Here is a 21,914-nt window from a genome sequence, read left to right as displayed (position 1 = left end):
TCCTTGAGAATTCGTTCGCAGCTCAAGCCGAGGCCAGCACCATCTGCAGGTATCGGACAAGGATAGCGAGCATCTGCTCATCGGCCTGCGCATTCGCGTCCTTGAGCAGGCCCTGATATTCCATCTGCTCGATTATCGCCGTCAACATCTGCGCATCCTGCTCGGGCTGGCGCGAGCCGACCACCTGGAGCATCTGCCGCGCGCCGTGCAGCAGGATCTGCTCATGGGCGCACACCAGTTCGGCCAGGCGTGGGCACAGCAGCGCTTCCTGGCGGAAGGCCTGCTCGGCCATAAGAAAGTCGCGACGATTGTGCAACTGGCGGATCACGTAGTCGGCGGTCATGCGCGCCACCTCGTCGGCCAGGCGCGCCCGCGCCTGAGGGCTGCCGTCACCCTGGGCGAGCAACTGGCGCAGCACGCCTTCGCTGTTGGCCCAGAGCTTGGCCATATAGGCGGCGCTGCGCTCGACGTACTGGGCGAAGGTATCGGCCAGCAGGTCCTGGATGTCCTTGAAGTAGTAAGTGGTGGCCGACAGCGGTACGCCGGCCTCGGCGGCCACGGCACGGTGACGTACACCGCGCACACCGTCACGCACGACGATGCGCATGGCGGCGTCGAGGATCTGCTGGCGGCGCTGCTCGCTGCCCTGGCGGGCGGTCTTGCGGCCCTGGTATTGCACGCTTTCGGCGACGGCGGTGGCGATGCCGGCGGCGCCCTGGTGAGGCATGGCAGGTGTCACGGTGATACCTCATGAAAATGTTTGTTCAGTGCCGGCGTCTTCGCGGCTAAAGCCGCTCCCACAAGTACTGCACGGTCCCTGTAGGAGCGGCTTTAGCCGCGAAGACGCCGGTACAGCCAGTACAAGTGTACAGGCATGAAAAAGCCGCCTCGAAAGGCGGCTTGTTCAGGACACTCAGGCCTGCGGACGCATGTGCGGGAACAGGATCACGTCGCGGATCGATGGCGAGTTGGTCAGCAGCATGACCAGGCGGTCAATACCGATGCCTTCACCAGCGGTCGGCGGCATGCCGTATTCCAGGGCACGAACGAAGTCGGCATCGTAGTGCATGGCTTCGTCGTCACCGGCGTCTTTCTCGGCAACCTGGGCCAGGAATCGCTCGGCCTGGTCTTCGGCGTCGTTGAGCTCGGAGTAGGCGTTGGCGATCTCGCGGCCACCGATAAACAGCTCGAAGCGGTCGGTCACGGATGGGTTGTCGTCGTTGCGACGGGCCAGTGGCGACACTTCGAACGGGTACTCGGTGATGAAGTGCGGCTGCTCCAGCTTGTGCTCCACCAGCTCTTCGAAAATCATCACCTGCAGCTTGCCCAGGCCTTCGTGGCCCAGCACCTTGGCGCCGGCCTTCTTGGCGATCTCGCGGGCACGGTCGACGTCCTGCAGGTCGGCAGCGGTCAGCTCAGGGTTGTACTTGAGGATCGAGTCGAACACCGACAGGCGCACGAACGGCTCGCCGAAGTGGAACACCTTGTCGCCGTACGGCACGTCGGTGCTGCCCAGTACCAGCTGCGCCAGTTCGCGGAACAGCTCTTCGGTGAGGTCCATGTTGTCGTTGTAGTCGGCGTAGGCCTGGTAGAACTCGAGCATGGTGAACTCGGGGTTGTGCCGGGTCGAGACGCCTTCGTTACGGAAGTTGCGGTTGATCTCGAAGACTTTCTCGAAGCCACCGACCACCAGGCGCTTGAGGTACAGCTCCGGGGCGATACGCAGGAACATGGCCATGTCCAACGCATTGTGGTGGGTTTCGAACGGCTTGGCCGCGGCGCCGCCGGGAATGGTCTGCAGCATCGGCGTTTCGACTTCGAGGAAGTCGCGCTCGATGAGGAACTTGCGGATGTGCGAGATCACCTGCGAACGCACACGGAAGGTGTGGCGGGTTTCTTCATTGACCATCAGGTCGACGTAGCGCTGGCGATAGCGCTGCTCGGTGTCGGTCAGGCCGTGGTGCTTGTCCGGCAGCGGGCGCAGCGACTTGGTCAGCAGGCGCACGTTGGTCATTTCGACGTACAGGTCGCCCTTGCCGGAACGGGCCAGGGTGCCTTCGGCGCTGATGATGTCGCCCAGGTCCCAGGTCTTGACCGCGGCCAGAGTGTCTTCGGACAGGGTCTTGCGGTTGACGTAGACCTGGATGCGACCGGTCATGTCCTGGATCACCATGAACGAGCCACGGTTGAGCATGATGCGGCCAGCCACCTTGACCGGGATCGCGGCTGCTTCCAGCTCTTCCTTGGTCTTGTCCGCGTACTGTTTCTGCAGGTCGTTGCAGTAGCTGTCGCGACGGAAGTCGTTGGGGAAGGCGTTGCCCTTGGCGCGCTCGGCGGCAAGCTTTTCCTTGCGCAGCGCGATCAGGGCGTTTTCTTCCTGTTGCAGGTCTTGCGATTCGGTCTTGAGGTCGCTCATGTCGTCATTCTTTCCATCAGGTGTTCGTTGCCTCACGCGGGTGAGGGATCGCGGGGCAAGCCCGCTCCCACGGGTTTGCCGCCGCTTGGATGCTTACAGCCCCTGCTTGAGGCTTGCTTCCAGGTACTCGTCGAGGTCGCCGTCGAGCACCTTCTGGCAGTCGCTGCGCTCTACGCCGGTACGCAGGTCCTTGATACGCGAGTCATCGAGTACATAGGAGCGGATCTGGTGACCCCAGCCGATGTCCGACTTGCTGTCTTCCAGGGCCTGCGAGGCGGCGTTGCGCTTCTGCATTTCCAGCTCGTACAACTTGGCCCGCAGCATTTTCATGGCGGTGTCCTTGTTGGCGTGCTGGGAACGTTCGTTCTGGCAGGCCACCACGGTGTTGGTCGGCACGTGGGTGATACGCACGGCCGAGTCGGTGGTGTTGACGTGCTGGCCACCGGCGCCCGAAGAGCGGTAGGTGTCGATGCGCAGGTCGGATGGGTTGATCTCGATCTCGACCTTGTCGTCGATCTCGGGCGAAACGAATACCGCCGAGAACGAAGTGTGACGGCGGGCGCCGGAGTCGAACGGGCTCTTGCGCACCAGGCGGTGCACGCCGATCTCGGTGCGCAGCCAGCCGAAGGCGTACTCGCCCTTGATGTGCACGGTGGCGCCCTTGATGCCGGCGACTTCACCTTCGGACAGCTCGATGATGGTGGCGTCGAAACCGCGCTTGTCGGCCCAGCGCAGATACATGCGCAGCAGGATGTTGGCCCAGTCCTGGGCCTCGGTACCGCCGGAGCCGGCCTGGATGTCCAGGTAGGCGTTGTTCGGGTCCATCTCACCGCTGAACATGCGACGGAACTCGAGCAGGGCGAGGGATTCCTCCAGCCCTTGCAGCTCGGTCACGACATCGCTGACGGCGCCTTCGTCACCTTCCTCGACGGCCATGTCGAGCAGGTCCTTGCAGTCGCCCAGGCCGTTGGCCAGTTTATCGAGCGTTTCGACGACCTGCGCCAGCATGGCGCGCTCGCGGCCCAAGGCCTGGGCATACTCGGGCTTGTTCCAGACGGAGGCGTCTTCCAGCTCGCGGTTTACTTCGACCAGACGATCATGCTTGTGATCGTAGTCAAAGATACCCCCGAATGGACTGGGAACGCTCGGTGAGGTCCTTGATGGTGTTCAGGATCGGTTGGATTTCCATGGGCGGGCAGCTCTCGTGCGAATTCGGTGAAAAGCCCGCGAGTATAACCGAGTCCGCGCCGTGACGGCAGACCCGCCGGGCAGGCGTCGCAATCAGCCATGCACGCCCCTTGTAGGAGCGGCCTTGTGCCGCGATGGGCCGCAAACCGGCCCCGGGCTATCAGTGTCAAAGCCGCTACCGCCGGGAGCGCTGCGCGCCCCTTTCGCGACACAAGGCCGCTCCTACAAGGAATGGCGTCAGCGTTAGGATGCCGCGCTCAGGCAATGCCCACCTGGTTACGGCCGTTGTTCTTGGCCTGATACAGCCCCTTGTCCGCCGCCGAGATCAACTGCCGGCAATGGCTGCCAACCGCCGGCGTCTGGGTGGCCAGGCCGATGCTTACGGTCAAGTACGAGCCGTGCTCGGGCACGGTGTGGGCAATGTTCAAACCCATGATGGTCTGACGCAACTTCTCGGCAATCAGCCGCGCGCCGCCCGGCGAAGTATTGGGCAGCACCAGGGCAAACTCCTCGCCACCGTAGCGCGCCGGCAGGTCGCTGGGCCGTGAGCAGCTGCCGCGGATGGCCTCGGCCACCTGACGCAAGGCCTCGTCACCGGCCAGGTGGCCGAAACTGTCGTTGAACGCCTTGAAGTAGTCGACATCGATCATCAAAAGCGACAGTTGCTGCTGCTCACGAATGGCTCGGCGCCACTCCAGCTCCAGGTACTCATCGAAGTGACGGCGGTTGGACAGCCCGGTCAGGCCGTCGGAGTTCATCAGCCGCTGCAGCATCAGGTTGGTGTCCAGCAACTGCTGCTGGCTCACCCGCAAGGCGCGGTAGGCCTCGTCGCGCTGCAGCAAGGTCAGGTACGAGCGCGAGTGGTAGCGGATGCGTGCCACCAGCTCGATGGTATCGGGCAGTTTCACCAGGTAGTCGTTGGCCCCGGCAGCAAAGGCCGCGCTCTTGACCAACGGGTCTTCCTTGGTCGACAGGACGATGATCGGGATGTCCTGGGTGGCCGGGTTGTTGCGGTACTCGCGCACCAGGGTCAGGCCATCGAGGCCCGGCATGATCAGGTCCTGGAGGATCACCGTGGGCTTGATCCGCATGGCCTGGGCCACCGCCTGATGCGGGTCGGCGCAGAAATGGAAGTCGATGTTCTCTTCATAGGCCAGGCCACGGCGCACCGCTTCGCCGATCATTGCCTGATCGTCCACCAGCAGGACCATCGCCGCGCCTTCGTTGATGGTCGTGAAACCTTCGATCGGTAGATCAGTCATTGCGGGTCACCCGGTCACGGCCGGCCAGGCGGCGTGCCTCAATACTTGTCGTCATTTCGAAAAGAGTTCCGTCAGTCGCCCGGCGATGCGTTCCAGCGGGCGGATTTCCACTGCGGCGTCGATGGCCGCAGCAGCCTTGGGCATGCCGTAAACCGCACTGCTCTGCTGGTCCTGGGCAATGGTCAGAAAACCCTGCTGACGCATCAACTTCAGGCCCTGGGCGCCATCACGGCCCATGCCGGTGAGCAGTACGCCCACCGCGTCGCCCGACCAGTAGCGCGCCACGCTTTCGAAGAACACGTCGATCGAAGGCCGGTAGATTTCATTGACCGGCTCGGCAGTGTAGGCCAACTGACCGTTGTGCAGCAGGCGGATATGGTGGTTGGTACCGGCCAGCAGGACCTGCCCCGGCTGCGGTGGCTCGCCTTCGCGGGCCAGGCGCACCGACTGGCCGCTCGCCGTGCTGAGCCATTCGGCCATGCCGCCGGCGAATACCTGGTCGACGTGCTGGACCAGCACGATGGCGGCCGGGAAGGCCTTCGGCAGCCCCTTGAGCAACACCTCCAGTGCCGCCGGCCCGCCAGCCGACGAGCCGATGGCCACCAGGCCGCGGCGCTGGGACGCCTCACGCAAGGGTGTGCGCACCGGCTGCGGGGCGCTGGGCCGCTGCTGGCCGATCAGCCAGCCGATATTGAGGATCTTGCGCAACAGCGGCGCCGCCGCCTCACGGGCATCGCCCGCGCCCAGTGCCGGCGTGTCGACCACGTCCAGGGCCCCGTGGCCCATGGCCTCGAATACCCGGTGCACGTTCTGCTTGCGGTCGACCGTGACGATGACGATGGCGCAGGGGGTCTCGGCCATGATCCGCCGGGTCGCCTCGACGCCGTCCATCACCGGCATGATCAGGTCCATCAGGATCAGGTCCGGGAGCTGTTCGCTACAGCGCTGCACCGCCTCGGCGCCGTTACCGGCGACCCACACCACCTCATGCGCCGGCTCGAAGGCCAGCGCTCGGCGCAGGGCCTCCACAGCCATGGGCATGTCATTGACGATGGCGATCTTCATCCCTGGGCACCTCCGATCAGCTCCTCCACGGCGTCCAGCAACGCATCGTCATGGAAGCTGGCCTTGGCCAGATAATAGTCGGCGCCGGCATCAAGTCCACGACGACGGTCTTCTTCTCGGTCCTTGTACGACACCACCATGACCGGCAGCGATTGCAGGCGCTGATCGCGACGCACTAGGGTGACCAGTTCGATACCGTCCATGCGCGGCATGTCGATGTCGGTGATCAGCAGGTCGAAGTCATCGCTGCGCAGGGCGTTCCAGCCATCCATGCCATCCACCGCCACGGCCACTTCGTAGCCACGGTTGCCCAGCAGCTTGCGTTGCAGTTCGCGCACGGTGAGCGAGTCATCGACCACCAGCACACGCCGGCGCGCAACGCCACGGCCGTGCTGGCCGCCACGTTCGATGCGCTCCAGGCGGCCGGTGCTGAGCAGCTTGTCCACCGAGCGCAGCAGGTCCTCGACATCGATGATCAGCACCACCGAGCCATCGTCGAGCAAGGCGCCGGCGGAAATGTCCTGGACCTTGCCCAGTCGCGGGTCGAGCGGCATCACCACCAGCACCCGCTCGCCGATCAGGCGCTCGACGGCCACGCCGTAAAGCTGGTCGCGCTCGCGAATCACCACCACCCGCAGGCTCTGGCCCGCGTCCTGTGTCGCCGGCCGGTTGAGCAGCTGGCTGGCGGCGACCAGGCCGATATGCCGGTCCTCGTGCCAGAAATGCTGGCGCCCTTCGATCTGCACGATGCTTTCTGCCGGCACATCGAGGGTGCGCTCGATATGCGCCAGCGGGAAGGCATAGGCCTCGCCGCCCACCTCCACCACCAGGCTGCGCACCACCGACAGGGTCAGCGGCACCTCCAGGTGGAAGCAGCAACCCTGCCCGGCCACCTGGGTCAGCTCGATCGAGCCGCGCAGCTCGCGGACCATGTGCTGCACCGCATCCAGGCCAACCCCGCGCCCGGACACTTCGGTGACCGTATCGCGCAGGCTGAAGCCGGGCAGGAAGAGGAAGGTGAGCAGCTCGGCCTCGCTCATCTGCGCCACGGTTTCGGCCGGCGACAGCGCGCGTTCGACAATGCTGCGGCGCAAACGCTCGAGGTCGATGCCGGCGCCATCATCGGCCAGTTCCAGAATCAGCAGCCCAGCCTGATGCGAGGCGCGCAGGCGCACCGTGCCTTCGCTGGGCTTGCCGGCCAGCAGGCGCCTTTCGGGCAGCTCGATGCCATGGTCGACGGCGTTGCGCAGCAGGTGGGTCAGCGGCGCCTCGAGCTTTTCCAGCACGTCGCGATCGACCTGGGTCTTCTCGCCTTCGACCAGCAGCCGCACCGGTTTCCCCAAGGAGCGCCCCAGGTCGCGCACCATGCGGCTCTGACCGGTCAGCACATCGGCAAACGGGCGCATGCGGCAGGCCAGCGCGGTGTCGTACAGCAACTGAGCGCGCTGGCTGGCCTGCCAGCCGAATTCGTCGAGGTCGGCAGCCTGCTGCAGCAGGATCTGCTGGGTTTCGGCCAGCAGTTGCTGGGTCTGGGCCAGGGCATCGAGTACTTCCGGGCCCTGGCCGCTGTCTTCGAGCTGCGCTTTCAGCCCGTCCAGGGCGCGCATGCCCTGGCCGTGCATGCGCTTGAGGCGCTGCAAGGTCGCCAGATAAGGCTTCAGGCGCTGGGTTTCGACCAAAGACTTGCTCGACAGGTCGAGCAGGCTGTTAAGCCGGTCGGCAGTGACCCGCAGCACGCGCTCGCTACCCTCGCCAGCGCGCTTGCCGGCCCTCGGCCGGACGACCGGCTCGGCTTCGGGTTCAGCGGCAGGCTCCGGCTCAGGCTCCATGGCCGGCGGCGGCGCGACCATGGCTGGCGGCGTTGCAGCCGGCAACGGCGGCGCCACCTGCATGGTCGACGGCGGCGAATCCAGCAGCCCGGCCATCTGGGTGAGGAACACCGGCACCAGGCCTTCGCCTGCCGGGTCGCCTGGCGTGGCGATGCGCATCAGCAGGTCGGTACCTTGCAGCAGCGCATCGATATGCTCCGGGCGCAGCAGCAGGCGGCCCTCCTGCGCGGCCACCAGGCAGTCTTCCATCACATGGGCGACGCTGACGCCGGCGTCGATGCCGACGATCCGCGCCGCACCCTTGAGCGAATGGGCCGCACGCATGCAGGCCTCGAGCTGGTCAGGTTGGGCGGGGTTGCGCTCCAGTGCCAGCAGGCCGGCACTGAGCACCTGGGTCTGGGCTTCGGCCTCCAGGCTGAACAGCTCCAGCAAGGACGCGTCGCGCATTTGCTCCGGGGTCATGACAGGCTCCGCTTCACGGCTTGCAGAAGGTGTTGTTCATCCAGGACCCGCACGCTGCGGCCCCGCCACTGCAGCACCGCAGCGGTGAAGTGGGCGGTATCGCGGCCCTCCTGCAGGTGCTCAGGGTCCAGCCGGTGGATGCCATCGATCTCCGCCACCGGCACCACCACCGGGCCCCCTTCGGCAGCCAGGATCAGCATGCGCGGCATGACCCGCCCACTGCGCTCGACGCTGGCCTCGGCCGGCACGTTCAGCAGGTCCGCCAGCGACAGGCACGGCACCAGCGCACCGCGCACATTGGCCACCCCTTGCAGTACCCGCGAGCGCTGATGCGGCAACGAATGCACCGGCTGCAGCGGGGCGATTTCGGCGAGGCAGGCCGTGGCCAGTGCCAGCCATTCCTCACCCAGCCGGAACAGCAGCATGGAGCGACCGACTGCGCACTCGGCCTGCGGCAGTGTTTCGTCCTGTTCTTCGAGCACCTGCGCGTAGCGATCCAGCAAGCGCGTTGCCGCCGCCGCATGCACCTCGCAATTGCGGCAGTGGATATGCCGTTCCAGCAGAGGGCACTGCTTGTCGCCGTGCACGCCGATGCGGTTCCAGCAATCGTCGATGGCCTGGCCATCGTCATGGGCGATCAGTTGCATGTCGTATCCAGCGCTCATCGTTCAGCCTCCCGGCCGGCACGGGCCGCGCGCTCCTGCAGGCGTCGGGCGCCCGCCTCGTCGCCTTGCGAGGCCAGCAGGGCAGCCAGGTGCATCAGCGCCTCCGGGTGCTGAGGCTGCAGGTACAACGCCTTGCGGTAATGGGTGATGGCCTGCGTGGCATCGCCCTCGGTATCGCTGAGCAGCCCCAGCCAGTAGTAGACCTGCGCCTTGGGTTCGAACAGGCGCAGGTAACGCTCGCAGTCAGTTCGGGCCTGCTGGCTGTCGCCGGCGTTGGCGTGCCGGGCGATGGCCGCCAGCAGTTGCGCTTCGTTTTCCCGAGGTTCGGCAGCCACTGGGGGGGCCATCAACGGCCTTGCCGGGCGCTGGGGCAGCGTGACCACCTTGGGCAATGGCGGCGCCAACGGGCGCATGGCCGGCAAGGGTTTGTTCGGCGGGGCCGGCACAGGGTCAGCCTGGCGCACATAGGCGAACGACTGGGCGATCCCCAGAGGCCGCATGCCCAGGCGCGCCAACAGGCTGCCCTCGGCCGGACCGATGAACAGCACGCCCTGGGCGTGGGTAAGCTGCTTGAGCACCTCGAATACCCGTTGCTGGGTAGGCACATCGAAATAGATCAACAGGTTGCGGCAGAACACAAAGTCGTACTGGCCGTCACGGGCCTTGAGCGCCGGGTCCAGCACGTTGCCGACTTTCAGGCTGACCTGCCGGCGCACCCGCTCGTCGAGTTGGTGGGCCTCGGCGGCTTCGCTGAAGTGCCGTTCGCGGAAGGCCAGTTCGCTGCCGCGGAACGAGTTGCGCCCATACAACGCCTGCTCGGCCTTGGCCACCGAATTGGGGCTGATGTCGATACCATCGACACTGAAGGCTTGCGCCGCGACCCCGCCATCGAGCAGTGCCATGGCGATGGAATAGGGCTCTTCACCGGTCGAGCACGGCAGGCTGAGGATGCGCAGCGGCCGGGCACCGGCCAGTTCGGCCACGCGCTTGTGGGCCAGGTCCACCAGCGCGGTAAAGGATTCGGGGTAACGGAAGAACCAGGTTTCGGGGACGATGACCGCCTCGATCAGGGCCTGCTGCTCGGCCGTGGACTGTTGCAGGCGCAGCCAGTAATCGTCCAGGTCAGTGGCCTGCAGGGCAACGCAGCGCTGGCGCAAGGCCCGCTCGATCATCGGCGCCCCGACCGACTCCACGTCCAGGCCGATACGCTCCTGCAGGAAGCGGAAGAACCGTTGCCCGGTCATGTCGGCACCTGCCCGACTTCGCTGGGGTACAACAGTTGGCGGACCGCAGCCGGCAGCAGATCGTCGACGCGGATACGCTGCACCAGGCCTTGCGCGTCCTGACGTACCGGCCCCAGGTAAGGGGCCTCGGCGTTGTCCAGGCCATAGGGCTGGAACTCGTCGGGCCGGCAACGCAGGGTCTCGGTGGCCTGTTCCAGGATCAGCCCCAGTTGCAGCTCGGGGCGCTGCGGGTCGCCACGGTAGTGCACCAGCACCAGGCGGGTGCTGCCGCGCGAAACCGCCGGAGCGCCGAAGCTCAGTGCCGACACATCGATCACCGGCACCAGCGCGCCACGGTGGGCCAGCACGCCGACCACCCAGGCCGGTGCCTGGGCGATGGGCTTGAGCGGGCGACGCGGCAGTACTTCGATCACTTCGCGCACGTCCAGGGCGAAGCGCTGCGCGGCGATCCGGAACTGCAGGTACAGCGCGCCCTTGGCAGTGGTCGCGCGGTCCTCACGGGGGGACAGGTCGGTCATCGGCGTCAGACTTTGAAACGCGATACACCGCCACGCAGCCCGGCGGCCACCTGGCTCAGCTCGTCGATAGCGAAGCTGGCCTGGCGCAGCGATTCCACGGTCTGGGTGCTGGCATCGCTGAGCTGGGCCAGGGCCTGGTTGATCTGTTCGGCGCCGGTGGCCTGGGCCTGCATGCCTTCGTTGACCATCAGCACACGCGGCGCCAGGGCCTGCACCTGGTTGATGATCTGGCTGAGCTGTTCGCCCACCTGCTGCACCTCGAACATGCCGCGGCGCACCTCTTCGGAGAACTTGTCCATGCCCATCACCCCGGCCGACACCGCCGACTGGATCTCGCGCACCATCTGTTCGATGTCGTAGGTGGCCACGGCGGTCTGGTCGGCCAGGCGGCGCACTTCGGTGGCCACCACGGCGAAGCCACGGCCGTACTCGCCGGCCTTTTCCGCTTCGATGGCGGCATTGAGCGACAGCAGGTTGGTCTGGTCGGCGACCTTGACGATGGTCACCACCATCTGGGTGATGTTGCTGGCCTTCTCGTTGAGGATCGCCAGCTTGGCGTTGACCAGGTCGGCGGCGCCCATCACCTGGTGCATGGTCTCCTCCATGCGCGCCAGGCCCTGCTGGCCGGCACCGGCCAGGCTCGAGGCCTGGTCGGCCGACGAGGTGACTTCGGTCATGGTGCGCACCAGGTCACGGGAAGTGGCGGCGATCTCGCGCGAAGTGGCGCCGATCTCGGTGGTGGTGGCGGCGGTTTCGGTGGCGGTCGCCTGCTGCTGCTTGGAGGTCGCGGCAATTTCGGTGACCGAGGTGGTCACCTGCACCGACGAGCGCTGGGCCTGCGACACCAGGCCGGCCAGCGACTCGGCCATCTCGTTGAAGCCGCCTTCGATGGCGCCGAATTCGTCCTTGCGGTCCAGGCTCAGGCGCATGCTCAGGTCGCCCGAACGCAGGCGGTCGAGGGCATGCACGATGCGTTGCATGGGCGCGCTGATCGCGCGCATCAGCAGCAGGCCGCAGATACCGGCGGCGACGATCGCCAGCAGCAGCGAGACGATCATGCTGCCCTTGGCGGTGTTGACGGCGCTGACAATGTCGTTGGTGGCGGCATCGGCCGACTCGCGATTGCGCTCGATCACCCCGTTCAGGTGCTTGCGCCCATCCACCCAGGCCGGGGTGAGTACTTCGGCGATCAGGCGCTGGGCTTCGACGTAGTTCTTTTGCCGGTAGGTCTCCAGCACCTGGTCGACGAGCTTCACGTAGCCCTCCTCGAGGCGGGTGAAGTCGTCGAAGGCGGCCTGGTCGGCGGGGTCGCGAATAGTGGCCTGGTAGCTGGCCATGTGCTGCTTGAGGCGGTCATCGAAGCTCTTGAACAGCTCCATGTCGGCCGAGGTGATTTCGCGGTGGTTCGACAACCCCACCAACTGCTGGCTGGTGACGTAGCTGTCGACCCAGGCACTGCGAATCATCGAGCTGTAGTAGACGCCGGGAATGCTGTCGGACCCCACCGCTTCCTCACTGGATTCGATCGCCACCAGCCGCGAGTAGGCGGCCACGATCATCAGCAGCATGATGGCGATGATCACGGCGAAACTTGCCAGGATCCGTTGGCGCAAGGTCCAGTTCTTCAACATTCAGCCCTCAGGAATTCGATACGAGCGGGAAAAATCGCCGAAGTATAGCCCAGGCGTCTTACGCATTTGCGGCTGAATGCTGCTGTATTCAGGCCTCCTTGCCTATTGATGTGGCCATTTGCCTGTTCACTGGCCTGCGGCAAGCCTGACCTGGCTCTCCAACTCCTGGCGCAAGGCCGGGTCCAGGCGCAGCTGGCGTGCCAGTTCGTCGAGGTAGGCGCGCTCCATGAAGTTCTCCTGGTCGACCATCATCACGCTGGCCAGGTACATCTCGGCGGCCATTTCCGGGGTTTGCGCGGCGCGGGCCACCTCGGCAGGATCCAGCGGCTTGTTCAGCTCGGCGTGCAGCCAGTGTTGCAGCTCGCGGTCGCTGTCCAGGCGGGTGAACTCGCCTTCGATCAATGCCCGCTCGCGCTCATCGATATGGCCGTCGGACTTGGCCGCCGCCACCAGTGCCCGCAACACCGCCTGGCTGTGCTGCTCGGCCTGGGCCGGGGGCAGGCGGTCCAGCGTCTGTGGCGGCTGGTCGCCTGCACCCTGGCGCGCCTGCCAGTTGCCATAGGCCTTGTAGGCCAGCACCCCGAGCGCGGCCAGGCCACCGTAGGTGAGCGCCTTGCCGCCATATTTGCGGGCCTTCTTGTTACCCAGCAGCAAACCCATGGCGCCGGCCGCCAGGGCACCGCCGCCGGCACCGGAAAGCAGGCTGCCCAGCCCGCCGCTGCCTGCTGGTTTTTGCCCCGAGCCTTTGCTGGCCTGGCTGTTGAGCAGATCCTGGCCGGACTTGAGCAGTTGGTCGAGCAGACCTCGGGTATTCATCTGGCGTGCCTCCACGTGTACGAAAAAGTGGCCACCAGAGTAGGACGGCGCAGGGGTTTCTCCACCTGTGCAAATGCTTCCGGATGTTGCATCAGCGATTGATAAAAGCGATCTAGACTCGACTCAGTCGCTAAAAATCATAAGCAGTCAGCCACCTGACCGCCGCTTTGCTTGACGTCTGCCCCGACCACAATTGCCAACAAGAGGGAACATCATGTCAGTGCACAAGACCGTTTTGCTCGGCGCCCTGCTCGCCAGTGCTGGCGCCCAGGCCGCCGGGCTGCCCCAGAAGCTCGGTGCCGGCGAGGGGCAGCTGGACATCATCGCCTGGCCCGGCTACATCGAGCGCGGTGAAAGCGACAAGGCCTACGACTGGGTCACCGGCTTCGAGAAGGAAACCGGCTGCAAGGTCAGCGTGAAGACCGCCGCCACCTCCGATGAGATGGTCAGCCTGATGACCAAGGGCGGCTATGACCTGGTGACCGCCTCGGGCGATGCCTCGCTGCGGCTGATCGCCGGCAAGCGGGTGCAGCCGATCAACACCGCGCTGATCCCCAACTGGAAGAACCTCGACCCGCGCCTGCACAACGGCGCCTGGTACGTGGTCAAGGACCAGGTGTATGGCACGCCCTACCAGTGGGGCCCGAACGTGCTGCTGTACAACACCAACGTGTTCAAGCAGCCACCCACCAGCTGGAGCGTGGTGTTCGAACCGCAGAACCTGCCCGACGGCAAACCCAACAAGGGACGCGTGCAGGCTTACGACGGGCCGATCTACATCGCCGACGCGGCGCTCTATCTCAAGTCCGCCAAGCCTGAACTGGGTATCCAGAACCCCTACGAACTCACCGAGGCGCAGTACAAGGCGGTACTCGACCTGCTGCGCCAGCAGCAGCCGCTGATCCATCGCTACTGGCACGACGCGACCGTGCAGATGAGCGACGTGAAGAACGAGGGCGTGGCCGCCACCAGTTCGTGGGGCTACATGGTCAACGGGCTGCAGGCCGACAAGCAGCCGGTGGCCTCGGTGGTGCCGAAGGAAGGCGCCACCGGCTGGGCCGACACCACCATGCTGCACAGCGAGGCCAAGCACCCCAATTGCGCCTACAAATGGATGGACTGGTCGCTGCAGCCCAAGGTGCAGGGCGACGTGGCGGCCTGGTTCGGCTCGTTGCCGGCGGTACCGGCGGCCTGTACCGGCAGCGAATTGCTGGGGGCCGAGGGCTGCAAGACCAATGGCTTCGACAACTTCGACAAGATCGCCTTCTGGAAAACCCCGCAGGCCGAGGGCGGCAAGTTCGTGCCCTATAGCCGCTGGACCCAGGACTACATCGCGATCATGGGCGGGCGCTGAAACCGTTAGCAAAGGAGTTTTCACCTGCACTGGCCTCATCGCCGGCAAGCCGGCTCCCACAAGGATCTCACTGGCCCCGGCCTTGTGAATGACCTGTGGGAGCTGGCTTGCCAGCGATGAGGCCGGCACAGGCAATACAAAGCCAGCTGAGTACCGCTTATGCCCCTAGCCGTACAGTTCACCCAGGTTTCCCGCACCTTCGGCGAGGTCAAGGCCGTCGACCAGGTCAGCATCGACATCGAGGACGGCGAGTTCTTCTCCATGCTCGGCCCCTCGGGCTCGGGCAAGACCACCTGCCTGCGCCTGATCGCCGGCTTCGAGCAACCCAGCAGCGGCTCGATCCGCATCCATGGCAGCGAAGCCGCCGGGCTGCCGCCGTACCAGCGTGACGTCAACACCGTGTTCCAGGACTACGCCCTGTTCCCCCACATGAACGTGCGCGACAACGTCGCCTATGGCCTGAAAGTCAAAGGCGTGGCCAAGGCCGAACGCCATGCTCGTGCCGACGAGGCGCTGGCCATGGTCGCCCTGGACGGCTACGGCGCACGCAAGCCGGCGCAGCTGTCCGGCGGCCAGCGCCAGCGCGTCGCCCTGGCCCGCGCCCTGGTCAACCGGCCACGGGTGCTGCTGCTCGATGAACCACTCGGCGCCCTCGACCTCAAACTGCGCGAGCAAATGCAGGGCGAGCTGAAAAAGCTGCAGCGCCAACTGGGCATCACCTTCATCTTCGTCACCCACGACCAGACCGAGGCATTGTCGATGTCCGACCGAGTGGCCGTGTTCAACCGCGGGCGCATCGAACAGGTCGACACGCCCCGCAACCTGTACATGCAGCCGGCGACCACCTTCGTTGCCGAGTTCGTCGGCACCTCCAACGTGCTGCGCGGGGAACTGGCGCAACAGCTCAATGGCAGCGCATCGCCCTTCTCCATCCGCCCCGAGCACATCCGCCTCGACGGCCAGCCCGCCAGCGGCGATGTACAGGTCGGTGGGGTGCTGCACGACATCCAGTACCAGGGCAGCGCCACCCGTTTCGAGGTGAAGCTGGACTGCGGCCAGTTGCTCGCCGTAAGCCAGGCCAACGACCGCTGGCAGGCACAGGCGCACCAGTGGCAGGCCGGCCAGCGCGTGCAGGCCAGCTGGCCGCGCGAGGCGATGACGGCGCTGCGGGAAACCCAGCCATGAGCCTGGCCGCTGAAAAAGCAACGGGCATCACGCCGCTGCGGCGCCTGAGCGACCTGCTGTACCGGCGCCCCAACCTGTACCTGTTGATGCTGCTGATCCCGCCGTTGCTGTGGTTCGGCGCGATCTACCTGGGCTCGCTGCTGAACCTGTTGTGGCAAGGTTTCTACACCTTCGACGACTTCACCATGGCGGTGACGCCGGACCTGACCCTGGCCAACTTCGCCGCGCTGTTCAACCCGGCCAACTTCGACATCATCCTGCGCACCCTGAGCATGGCCGTGGCGGTGTCGCTGGCCAGCGCCGTGCTGGCCTTCCCCATCGCCTACTACATGGCGCGCTACACCACCGGCCGCACCAAGGCGTTCTTCTACATCGCGGTGATGATGCCGATGTGGGCCAGCTACATCGTCAAGACCTACGCCTGGACCCTGCTGCTGGCCAAGGGCGGCGTGGCTCAGTGGTTCATCCAGCAACTGCACCTGCAGCCGCTGTTGCAGCTGGTGCTGGACATCCCCGGCGTGGGCGGCAGCACCCTGTCGACCTCGCACCTGGGGCGCTTTCTGGTGTTCGTCTATATCTGGCTGCCGTTCATGATCCTGCCGATCCAGGCGGCACTGGAGCGCTTGCCGCCTTCCCTGCTGCAAGCCTCGGCCGACCTCGGCGCCAAACCCCGGCAAACGTTCATGCAGGTGATCCTGCCGCTGTCGGTGCCGGGCATCGCCGCCGGCTCGATCTTCACGTTCTCGCTGACCCTGGGCGACTTCATCGTGCCGCAACTGGTCGGCCCGCCCGGCTATTTCATCGGCAGCATGGTGTATGCCCAGCAAGGGGCGATCGGCAACATGCCCATGGCGGCGGCCTTTACCCTGGTGCCGATCGTGCTGATCGCGGTGTATCTGTCCATCGTCAAACGCCTGGGGGCCTTCGATGCACTCTGAAAAAGCCTCGACGGGCCTGCGCCTGGCGGCCTGGGGCGGGCTGGTGTTCCTGCACTTCCCGATCCTGATCATCCTGCTCTATGCCTTCAATACCGAAGACGCGGCGTTCAGTTTCCCGCCCAAGGGCTTCACGCTGAAGTGGTTCGCCGTGGCCCTCGCCCGCCCCGACGTGCTCGAAGCGATCAAGCTGTCATTGCAGGTGGCCTGCCTGGCCACGCTGATCGCCCTGGTGCTTGGCACCCTGGCTTCGGCGGCGCTGTACCGACGCAGCTTTTTCGGCAAGGAAAGCATCTCGCTGATGCTGATCCTGCCGATCGCCCTGCCCGGCATCATCACCGGTATCGCCCTGCTCTCGGCGTTCAAGCGCTTAGGCATAGAACCTGGGCTGTTCACCATCGTCGTCGGCCATGCCACGTTCTGCGTGGTGATCGTCTACAACAACGTCATCGCCCGCCTGCGCCGTACCTCGCAGAGCCTGATCGAAGCGTCGATGGACCTGGGCGCCGACGGCTGGCAGACCTTCCGCTACATCATCCTGCCCAATCTGGGCTCGGCGTTGCTGGCCGGCGGCATGCTGGCCTTCGCCCTGTCGTTCGACGAAATCATCGTCACCACCTTCACCGCCGGCAACGAGCGCACCTTGCCGATCTGGCTGCTCAACCAGCTCAGCCGCCCGCGCGATGTGCCGGTGACCAACGTGGTCGCCATGCTGGTGATGCTGGTGACCATGCTGCCGATCCTCGGCGCCTATTACCTGACCCGTGGCGGTGAAAGCGTCGCGGGCAGCGGCAAATGACCCTGGAGGAGTCCCTGATGCAAACCAACATGCTGATCAACGGCAAGCTTGTCGCTGGCGAAGGCCCGGCCTGGACCGTGCTCGACCCGGCCAAGGGTTCTGCCCTGGCACAGATCAACGAAGCCACCGAGGCCCAGGTCGACAGTGCTGTGCGCGCGGCCGACAAGGCGTTCGACGGCTGGTCGCAGACCACGCCGAAAGAGCGCTCGACCGCGCTGCTGGCCATCGCCGACGTCATCGAACAGCACGGCGCGGCGCTGGCCAGGCTGGAATCGGACAACTGCGGCAAACCTTACGCCGCCGCACTCAACGATGAGATCCCGGCCATCGCCGACGTGTTCCGCTACTTCGCCGGCGCGGCGCGCTGCCTGGGCGGCTCTGCGGCGGGTGAGTACCTGCCTGGGCACACCTCGATGATCCGCCGTGACCCGCTGGGGGTGGTGGCGTCCATCGCGCCGTGGAACTACCCGCTGATGATGCTGGCGTGGAAAATCGCCCCAGCGTTGGCCGCCGGCAACACCGTGGTGATCAAACCTTCGGAGCTGACCCCGCTGACCGCACTTCACCTGGGTGAGCTGATTCAGGGCCTGCTGCCGGCCGGCGTACTCAACATCCTGTTCGGCCGCGGCCAGACCGTCGGCAACCCGCTGGTTACCCACCCCAAGGTGCGCATGGTGTCGCTGACCGGCTCCATCCCCACCGGCGCGCACATCATCGGCGCCACCGCCGACAGCGTGAAGCGCATGCACATGGAGCTGGGCGGCAAGGCCCCGGTGATCGTGTTCGACGATGCCGACATCGATGCAGCCATCGAAGGCATCCGCGCCTTCGGCTTCTACAACGCCGGGCAGGACTGCACCGCGGCCTGCCGCCTGTACGTGCAGGACGGCATCTACGAGCGCTTCGTCGAACGCCTGGGCGAGGCGGTGGCCAGCCTCAAGCACGGCCTGCAGAGCGATCCGGCCACCGAGCTTGGCCCGCTGATCAGCGCCCAGCACCGCGACAAGGTCGCCGGGCTGGTACAGCGTGCGATTGCCCAGCCGCATATCCGCCTGGTCACCGGCGGCAAGGCCGTGCCGGGAGACGGGTTCTTCTTCGAACCCACCGTGCTGGCCGACACCCTGCAGGATGACGAGATCGTCCGCCACGAAGTGTTCGGGCCGGTGGTGTCGGTGACCCGCTTCAGCGACGAGGCCCAGGCGCTGGAATGGGCCAACGACTCCGAGTACGGCCTGGCTTCATCGGTATGGACCCGCGACAGCGGCCGCGCCCACCGCCTGGCGGCACGGCTGCATTACGGCTGCACCTGGGTGAATACCCACTTCATGCTGGTCAGCGAGATGCCCCATGGCGGGCAGAAGCATTCGGGGTACGGGAAGGATATGTCGATGTACGGGCTGGAGGACTACACCTGTGTGCGGCATGTGATGTTCAAGCATTGATGCACGGATGACAGAAGTCGACTGGCAGTGAACGCCAGTCGGCTTTTTGCTGCCTGCCATACCGACATTTCCCGCAATCTGCCGCTGCCACTCCCTACCGCCAAGCCGTTGAGCAAATTAAACTGGTATCACAGACTGATACCATGAATAATCACCAACGTGCTTTACTCGAACTTGTCTTCAAGAAACCTGTGCCCAAAACCCTGGACTGGATACGCCTGGAATCGCTGCTGGTATCGCTTGGCGCCAGAACGGTCGAAGGTAGGGGGTCACGCGTACGGTTCGAACTCCACGGGGCGGTCGCAACCTTCCACCGCCCTCACCCGGAACGCCACGCCAAAGCCTATCAAGTGAAGGATGCCCGCCAGTTCCTGGAGCAGGCAGGAGTGACACCATGAATGTGATGAATTACCGCGGCTATGCCGCCCGCATCGAATACAGCGACGAAGACCAACTGCTGGTTGGCCATGTCGCCGGTATCCACGACGTGATCGGCTTCCATGGCGAATCGATCAGCGAACTGCGTCAGGCCTTCGAGGAGGCCGTCGACGACTACCTCGAAACCTGTCAGCGCCTGGGGCGCGAACCGCAAAAGACCTACTCCGGCAAGCTCAGCCTGCGCCTGGAGCCCACGCTTCACGCCAGCGTGGCGGCCCAGGCGGAGCTTGCGCAGAAAAGCATCAACCAATGGGTGAGCGACATCCTCAGCAAGGCCGCCTACCGCTGAGTCAATCGCGCAGGTCCGACTCGTGGATCGGGTTGGCCCGGCTGGTCGCCCGCTGGTACTGCGCCGGCCACGTGGCCTTGTTGCCGCCCAGGTCATCGTCGGCGTGCAGTGGCCAGTACGGGTCGCGCAGCAGTTCACGGGCCAGGAAAATCACATCGGCCTGGCCAGTGCGCAGGATGTGCTCGGCCTGGGCGGGTTCGGTGATCATGCCAACGGTGCCGGTGGCGATTTCCGACTCTTTGCGCACCCGCTCGGCGAAGCGGGTCTGGTAGCCCGGGCCGGTGGGGATCTCGGCGTTGACCGAGGTGCCGCCAGATGAAACGTCGATCAGATCGACACCCTGCACGCGCAGGCGGCGCGCCAGTTCGACGGTTTCATCCGGGTTCCAGCCATCCTCCACCCAGTCGGTGGCCGATACGCGAACGAACAGTGGCAGCTCCTTCGGCCACGCCTTGCGCACTGCTTCGGTGACCTGCAGGGTGAGGCGAATGCGGTTTTCGAAGCAACTGCCATAGTCGTCGCGACGCTGGTTGCTCAACGGCGACAGGAACTGGTGCAGCAGGTAGCCATGGGCAGCGTGGATTTCCACGACCTTGAAACCCGCCTTCAATGCGCGCTCGGTCGCGGCCACAAACGCGGCCACCACGCCCTGGATCTCGTCCTTGCTCAACTCGCGCGGCGCGGTGTGCTGCGGGTCGAAGGCGATTTTCGATGGGCCGACCGGCTGCCACCCACCCTCTTCGAGCTTGACGCTGCCCTGCTTGCCCAACCAGGGGCGATAAGTGCTGGCCTTGCGTCCGGCGTGGGCCAGCTGGATGCCGGGCACGGCGCCCTGAGCGGTGATGAAGCGGGTGATGCGCTGCAGCGGGGCGATCTGTTCGTCGTTCCACAGGCCAAGGTCTTCGGCAGTGATGCGGCCATCGGCGGTGACCGCAACGGCCTCGCTGATCACCAGGCCCGCGCCACCGACAGCACGGCTGCCCAAGTGCACCAGGTGCCAGTCGTTGGCCAGGCCGTCGACGGCGGAGTACTGGCACATGGGGGAAACGGCAATACGGTTGGGCAGGGTCAGCTGACGCAGGGTATACGGCTCAAGCAGCAGGCTCATGAGAGCACCTCCCGGGGGACTCCAATGGTTGTCCGGTCCGGGCACTTGTAGTGGGAACTTGGCCGGTACCGGTCCTTTTCAGACTAGACCATGGGTGTCGGAGGTGTCTGACCGTTAGGTGGGGAGTCGCTGACAAGCCTGCCTGATAACGCCTCAAGCAGGCTCAGCCCCGGCGCTTACAAACGCTGAAGGATCAACTCCCCGGCAGCGCCGGCGGCACCTGGCTCCCCGGCTTGCCCTGGTAAGCCATTGGCGCCGGCCGCCGTGCTGTACACCAGGCAGCCCTTGCTCGCGCCGCCCTTGCCAGCCTTGCCGGCTGCGCCCGGCTTGCCCGGCGCGCCGCCCTCCAGCCGCACCATGATCCGTTCCTGGGCGAAGCCGTCCGGCAGCGCCAGGCGGATCCGCCCGCCAGGGGCACCATCGTGCCCATTGCCACCGTTGTCACCATTGGCCCCTCGGCTGGCCTGCCCCCAGGTGCAGCCACCCGGCTTGCCATTACCACCGTCGAGGCCGACATAGCCTGGCGCGCCAGCGCCGCCACGGGCATCGATGACGAGCTGCTCGGCCTCAAGCGCCTGCAGGCGCAAGTCGAGGTTGCGCCCCGGGCGGGCTGCCCGCTCATAAGTGCCCGGTGCACCAGGCGCACTGATTTCACTGCCTTCGCCCAGGTGGGCGCTGGCGGCGCTGATACTCAGGTCACGTTCGGCGGGGGCGATGGCGATACGCGCATCGCGCCCCAGCTCCAGGCGGTCGATCTTCAGCTCAGTGAGGGTGGCTGGCAGCAACAGGGTCGCCGAGTCGGCCACACGCAGCTGTTCAAGGTGCACCCTGGCCGACTTGTTCGGCAGGCGCAGCATGGAGTGAGCGGCGACTTCAAGGCTTTCTGCCTGAGCCAGGGGCGCGGCCAAAGCGGCCAGCAACATCAATTTATGCATGGCTCTAGGCCTTACCAGGTTTGGGGATGGACATGACGTGGAAGATGCCGGTCAGCAGGATCTGCAACCGATCGAACCAGCGGTGGCTGCGCCCGCGCAGGCTGGCGTTGAAAAACAGCATCTCGAGCACATGCAATGACAGCAGGAAGATGCCGGCGGCATTGATCAGCAAATTGAGCGGCAATGGCTGCGGCATGAACAGGTTGAACAGCACCACCCACCAGAACAGCACCGTCAGGACCTTGCCCAGGCCCAGGATGAACTTCATACCCCGCCCCCACTGTTTATTGTTATGCCAGCGCGGCCCGTTCGAGCGGACCGCGCTGGCAACAG

The 21,914-nt window shown here is 65.5% G+C and carries 21 protein-coding genes; 7 read left to right on the top strand and 14 right to left on the bottom strand.

Annotated elements, in window-relative coordinates; translation table 11 throughout:
• Positions 1 to 22: 22 nt before the first annotated feature.
• From LOY51_RS06025 to LOY51_RS05975, 11 genes are all read right to left on the bottom strand, one after another.
• The gene (locus tag LOY51_RS06025) at positions 23 to 727 is read right to left on the bottom strand and encodes a TetR/AcrR family transcriptional regulator (RefSeq protein WP_125861257.1); all 705 of its coding nucleotides are present in this window, start codon (positions 725 to 727) and stop codon (positions 23 to 25) included.
• Positions 728 to 913: 186 nt separating this feature from the next.
• Positions 914 to 2,416, bottom strand: a complete 1,503-nt coding sequence (gene lysS, locus LOY51_RS06020; RefSeq protein WP_125857652.1) for a lysine--tRNA ligase — start codon at positions 2,414 to 2,416, stop codon at positions 914 to 916.
• A 93-nt stretch (positions 2,417 to 2,509) separates the two neighbouring features.
• Positions 2,510 to 3,605, bottom strand: a protein-coding gene (gene prfB, locus LOY51_RS06015; protein ID WP_125462887.1) for a peptide chain release factor 2 whose coding sequence is annotated in 2 segments (ribosomal slippage) — positions 2,510 to 3,532 and positions 3,534 to 3,605 — 1,095 coding nt in all. Because the reading frame shifts where the segments join, the coding sequence is not laid out codon by codon here.
• Positions 3,606 to 3,861: 256 nt separating this feature from the next.
• Entirely contained in the window at positions 3,862 to 4,866 is a 1,005-nt protein-coding gene (locus LOY51_RS06010; protein WP_125462886.1) for a response regulator, read from the bottom strand.
• A 51-nt stretch (positions 4,867 to 4,917) separates the two neighbouring features.
• Positions 4,918 to 5,931, bottom strand: a complete 1,014-nt coding sequence (locus tag LOY51_RS06005; RefSeq protein WP_125857651.1) for a chemotaxis response regulator protein-glutamate methylesterase — start codon at positions 5,929 to 5,931, stop codon at positions 4,918 to 4,920.
• Positions 5,928 to 8,222, bottom strand: a complete 2,295-nt coding sequence (locus LOY51_RS06000) for a hybrid sensor histidine kinase/response regulator (RefSeq protein WP_258645208.1) — start codon at positions 8,220 to 8,222, stop codon at positions 5,928 to 5,930. Before LOY51_RS06000 ends, LOY51_RS06005 begins: the two co-directional genes overlap by 4 nt.
• Positions 8,219 to 8,887: a chemotaxis protein CheW gene (locus LOY51_RS05995; RefSeq protein WP_125857649.1), complete on the bottom strand. Its 669-nt coding sequence runs from the start codon at positions 8,885 to 8,887 to the stop codon at positions 8,219 to 8,221. Before LOY51_RS05995 ends, LOY51_RS06000 begins: the two co-directional genes overlap by 4 nt.
• Positions 8,884 to 10,131 carry a CheR family methyltransferase gene (locus LOY51_RS05990; protein WP_258645206.1) on the bottom strand — a complete coding sequence of 416 codons (1,248 nt, stop codon included), beginning with the start codon at positions 10,129 to 10,131 and terminating at the stop codon, positions 8,884 to 8,886. Before LOY51_RS05990 ends, LOY51_RS05995 begins: the two co-directional genes overlap by 4 nt.
• On the bottom strand, positions 10,128 to 10,649 hold the full coding sequence (locus tag LOY51_RS05985; RefSeq protein ID WP_125857647.1) for a chemotaxis protein CheW: 522 nt from the start codon (positions 10,647 to 10,649) through the stop codon (positions 10,128 to 10,130). The genes LOY51_RS05990 and LOY51_RS05985 overlap by 4 nt, the downstream gene beginning before the upstream one ends.
• 5 nt (positions 10,650 to 10,654) lie before the next feature.
• Positions 10,655 to 12,277 carry a methyl-accepting chemotaxis protein gene (locus tag LOY51_RS05980; protein WP_258646604.1) on the bottom strand — a complete coding sequence of 541 codons (1,623 nt, stop codon included), beginning with the start codon at positions 12,275 to 12,277 and terminating at the stop codon, positions 10,655 to 10,657.
• 129 nt (positions 12,278 to 12,406) lie between these two features.
• A complete protein-coding gene (locus tag LOY51_RS05975) occupies positions 12,407 to 13,096 on the bottom strand; it encodes a tellurite resistance TerB family protein (RefSeq protein WP_258645204.1) in 690 nt (229 codons plus the stop codon).
• 214 nt (positions 13,097 to 13,310) lie between these two features.
• Here LOY51_RS05975 and ydcS point away from each other — a divergent pair, with 214 nt between their 5' ends.
• The 7 genes from ydcS (at position 13,311) to LOY51_RS05940 (ending at position 19,538) form a co-directional block, all read left to right on the top strand.
• Positions 13,311 to 14,450 carry a putative ABC transporter substrate-binding protein YdcS gene (ydcS, locus tag LOY51_RS05970; protein WP_110995521.1) on the top strand — a complete coding sequence of 380 codons (1,140 nt, stop codon included), beginning with the start codon at positions 13,311 to 13,313 and terminating at the stop codon, positions 14,448 to 14,450.
• Positions 14,451 to 14,609: 159 nt separating this feature from the next.
• Positions 14,610 to 15,635: an ABC transporter ATP-binding protein gene (locus tag LOY51_RS05965; RefSeq protein WP_125462879.1), complete on the top strand. Its 1,026-nt coding sequence runs from the start codon at positions 14,610 to 14,612 to the stop codon at positions 15,633 to 15,635.
• Positions 15,636 to 15,661: 26 nt separating this feature from the next.
• Positions 15,662 to 16,573 (top strand): ABC transporter permease, encoded by a 912-nt coding sequence (locus tag LOY51_RS05960; protein WP_125466156.1) that lies wholly within the window; start codon positions 15,662 to 15,664, stop codon positions 16,571 to 16,573.
• On the top strand, positions 16,563 to 17,369 hold the full coding sequence (locus tag LOY51_RS05955; RefSeq protein WP_125462878.1) for an ABC transporter permease: 807 nt from the start codon (positions 16,563 to 16,565) through the stop codon (positions 17,367 to 17,369). Before LOY51_RS05960 ends, LOY51_RS05955 begins: the two co-directional genes overlap by 11 nt.
• A gap of 17 nt (positions 17,370 to 17,386) precedes the next feature.
• The gene (locus tag LOY51_RS05950) at positions 17,387 to 18,811 is read left to right on the top strand and encodes a gamma-aminobutyraldehyde dehydrogenase (protein WP_258645201.1); all 1,425 of its coding nucleotides are present in this window, start codon (positions 17,387 to 17,389) and stop codon (positions 18,809 to 18,811) included.
• Positions 18,812 to 18,954: 143 nt separating this feature from the next.
• The gene (locus tag LOY51_RS05945; RefSeq protein ID WP_125857644.1) at positions 18,955 to 19,209 is read left to right on the top strand and encodes a type II toxin-antitoxin system HicA family toxin; all 255 of its coding nucleotides are present in this window, start codon (positions 18,955 to 18,957) and stop codon (positions 19,207 to 19,209) included.
• Positions 19,206 to 19,538, top strand: a complete 333-nt coding sequence (locus LOY51_RS05940; protein WP_125462875.1) for a type II toxin-antitoxin system HicB family antitoxin — start codon at positions 19,206 to 19,208, stop codon at positions 19,536 to 19,538. The genes LOY51_RS05945 and LOY51_RS05940 overlap by 4 nt, the downstream gene beginning before the upstream one ends.
• Position 19,539: 1 nt before the next feature.
• Here LOY51_RS05940 and LOY51_RS05935 read toward each other — a convergent pair whose 3' ends face one another.
• The 3 genes from LOY51_RS05935 to LOY51_RS05925 form a co-directional block, all read right to left on the bottom strand.
• The gene (locus tag LOY51_RS05935) at positions 19,540 to 20,646 is read right to left on the bottom strand and encodes an NADH:flavin oxidoreductase/NADH oxidase (RefSeq protein ID WP_125857643.1); all 1,107 of its coding nucleotides are present in this window, start codon (positions 20,644 to 20,646) and stop codon (positions 19,540 to 19,542) included.
• Positions 20,647 to 20,822: 176 nt separating this feature from the next.
• Positions 20,823 to 21,581, bottom strand: coding sequence for a collagen-like protein (locus tag LOY51_RS05930; RefSeq protein WP_258645198.1), 759 nt, complete (start codon positions 21,579 to 21,581; stop codon positions 20,823 to 20,825).
• A gap of 4 nt (positions 21,582 to 21,585) precedes the next feature.
• Positions 21,586 to 21,849: a DUF1145 domain-containing protein gene (locus LOY51_RS05925; protein WP_258645197.1), complete on the bottom strand. Its 264-nt coding sequence runs from the start codon at positions 21,847 to 21,849 to the stop codon at positions 21,586 to 21,588.
• Positions 21,850 to 21,914: the final 65 nt, after the last annotated feature.

It is taken from the genome of Pseudomonas sichuanensis (genome assembly GCF_024749065.1).
Taxonomy (GTDB): domain Bacteria; phylum Pseudomonadota; class Gammaproteobacteria; order Pseudomonadales; family Pseudomonadaceae; genus Aquipseudomonas; species Aquipseudomonas sichuanensis.
This window is presented reverse-complemented; position numbering and strand designations above follow the sequence as displayed.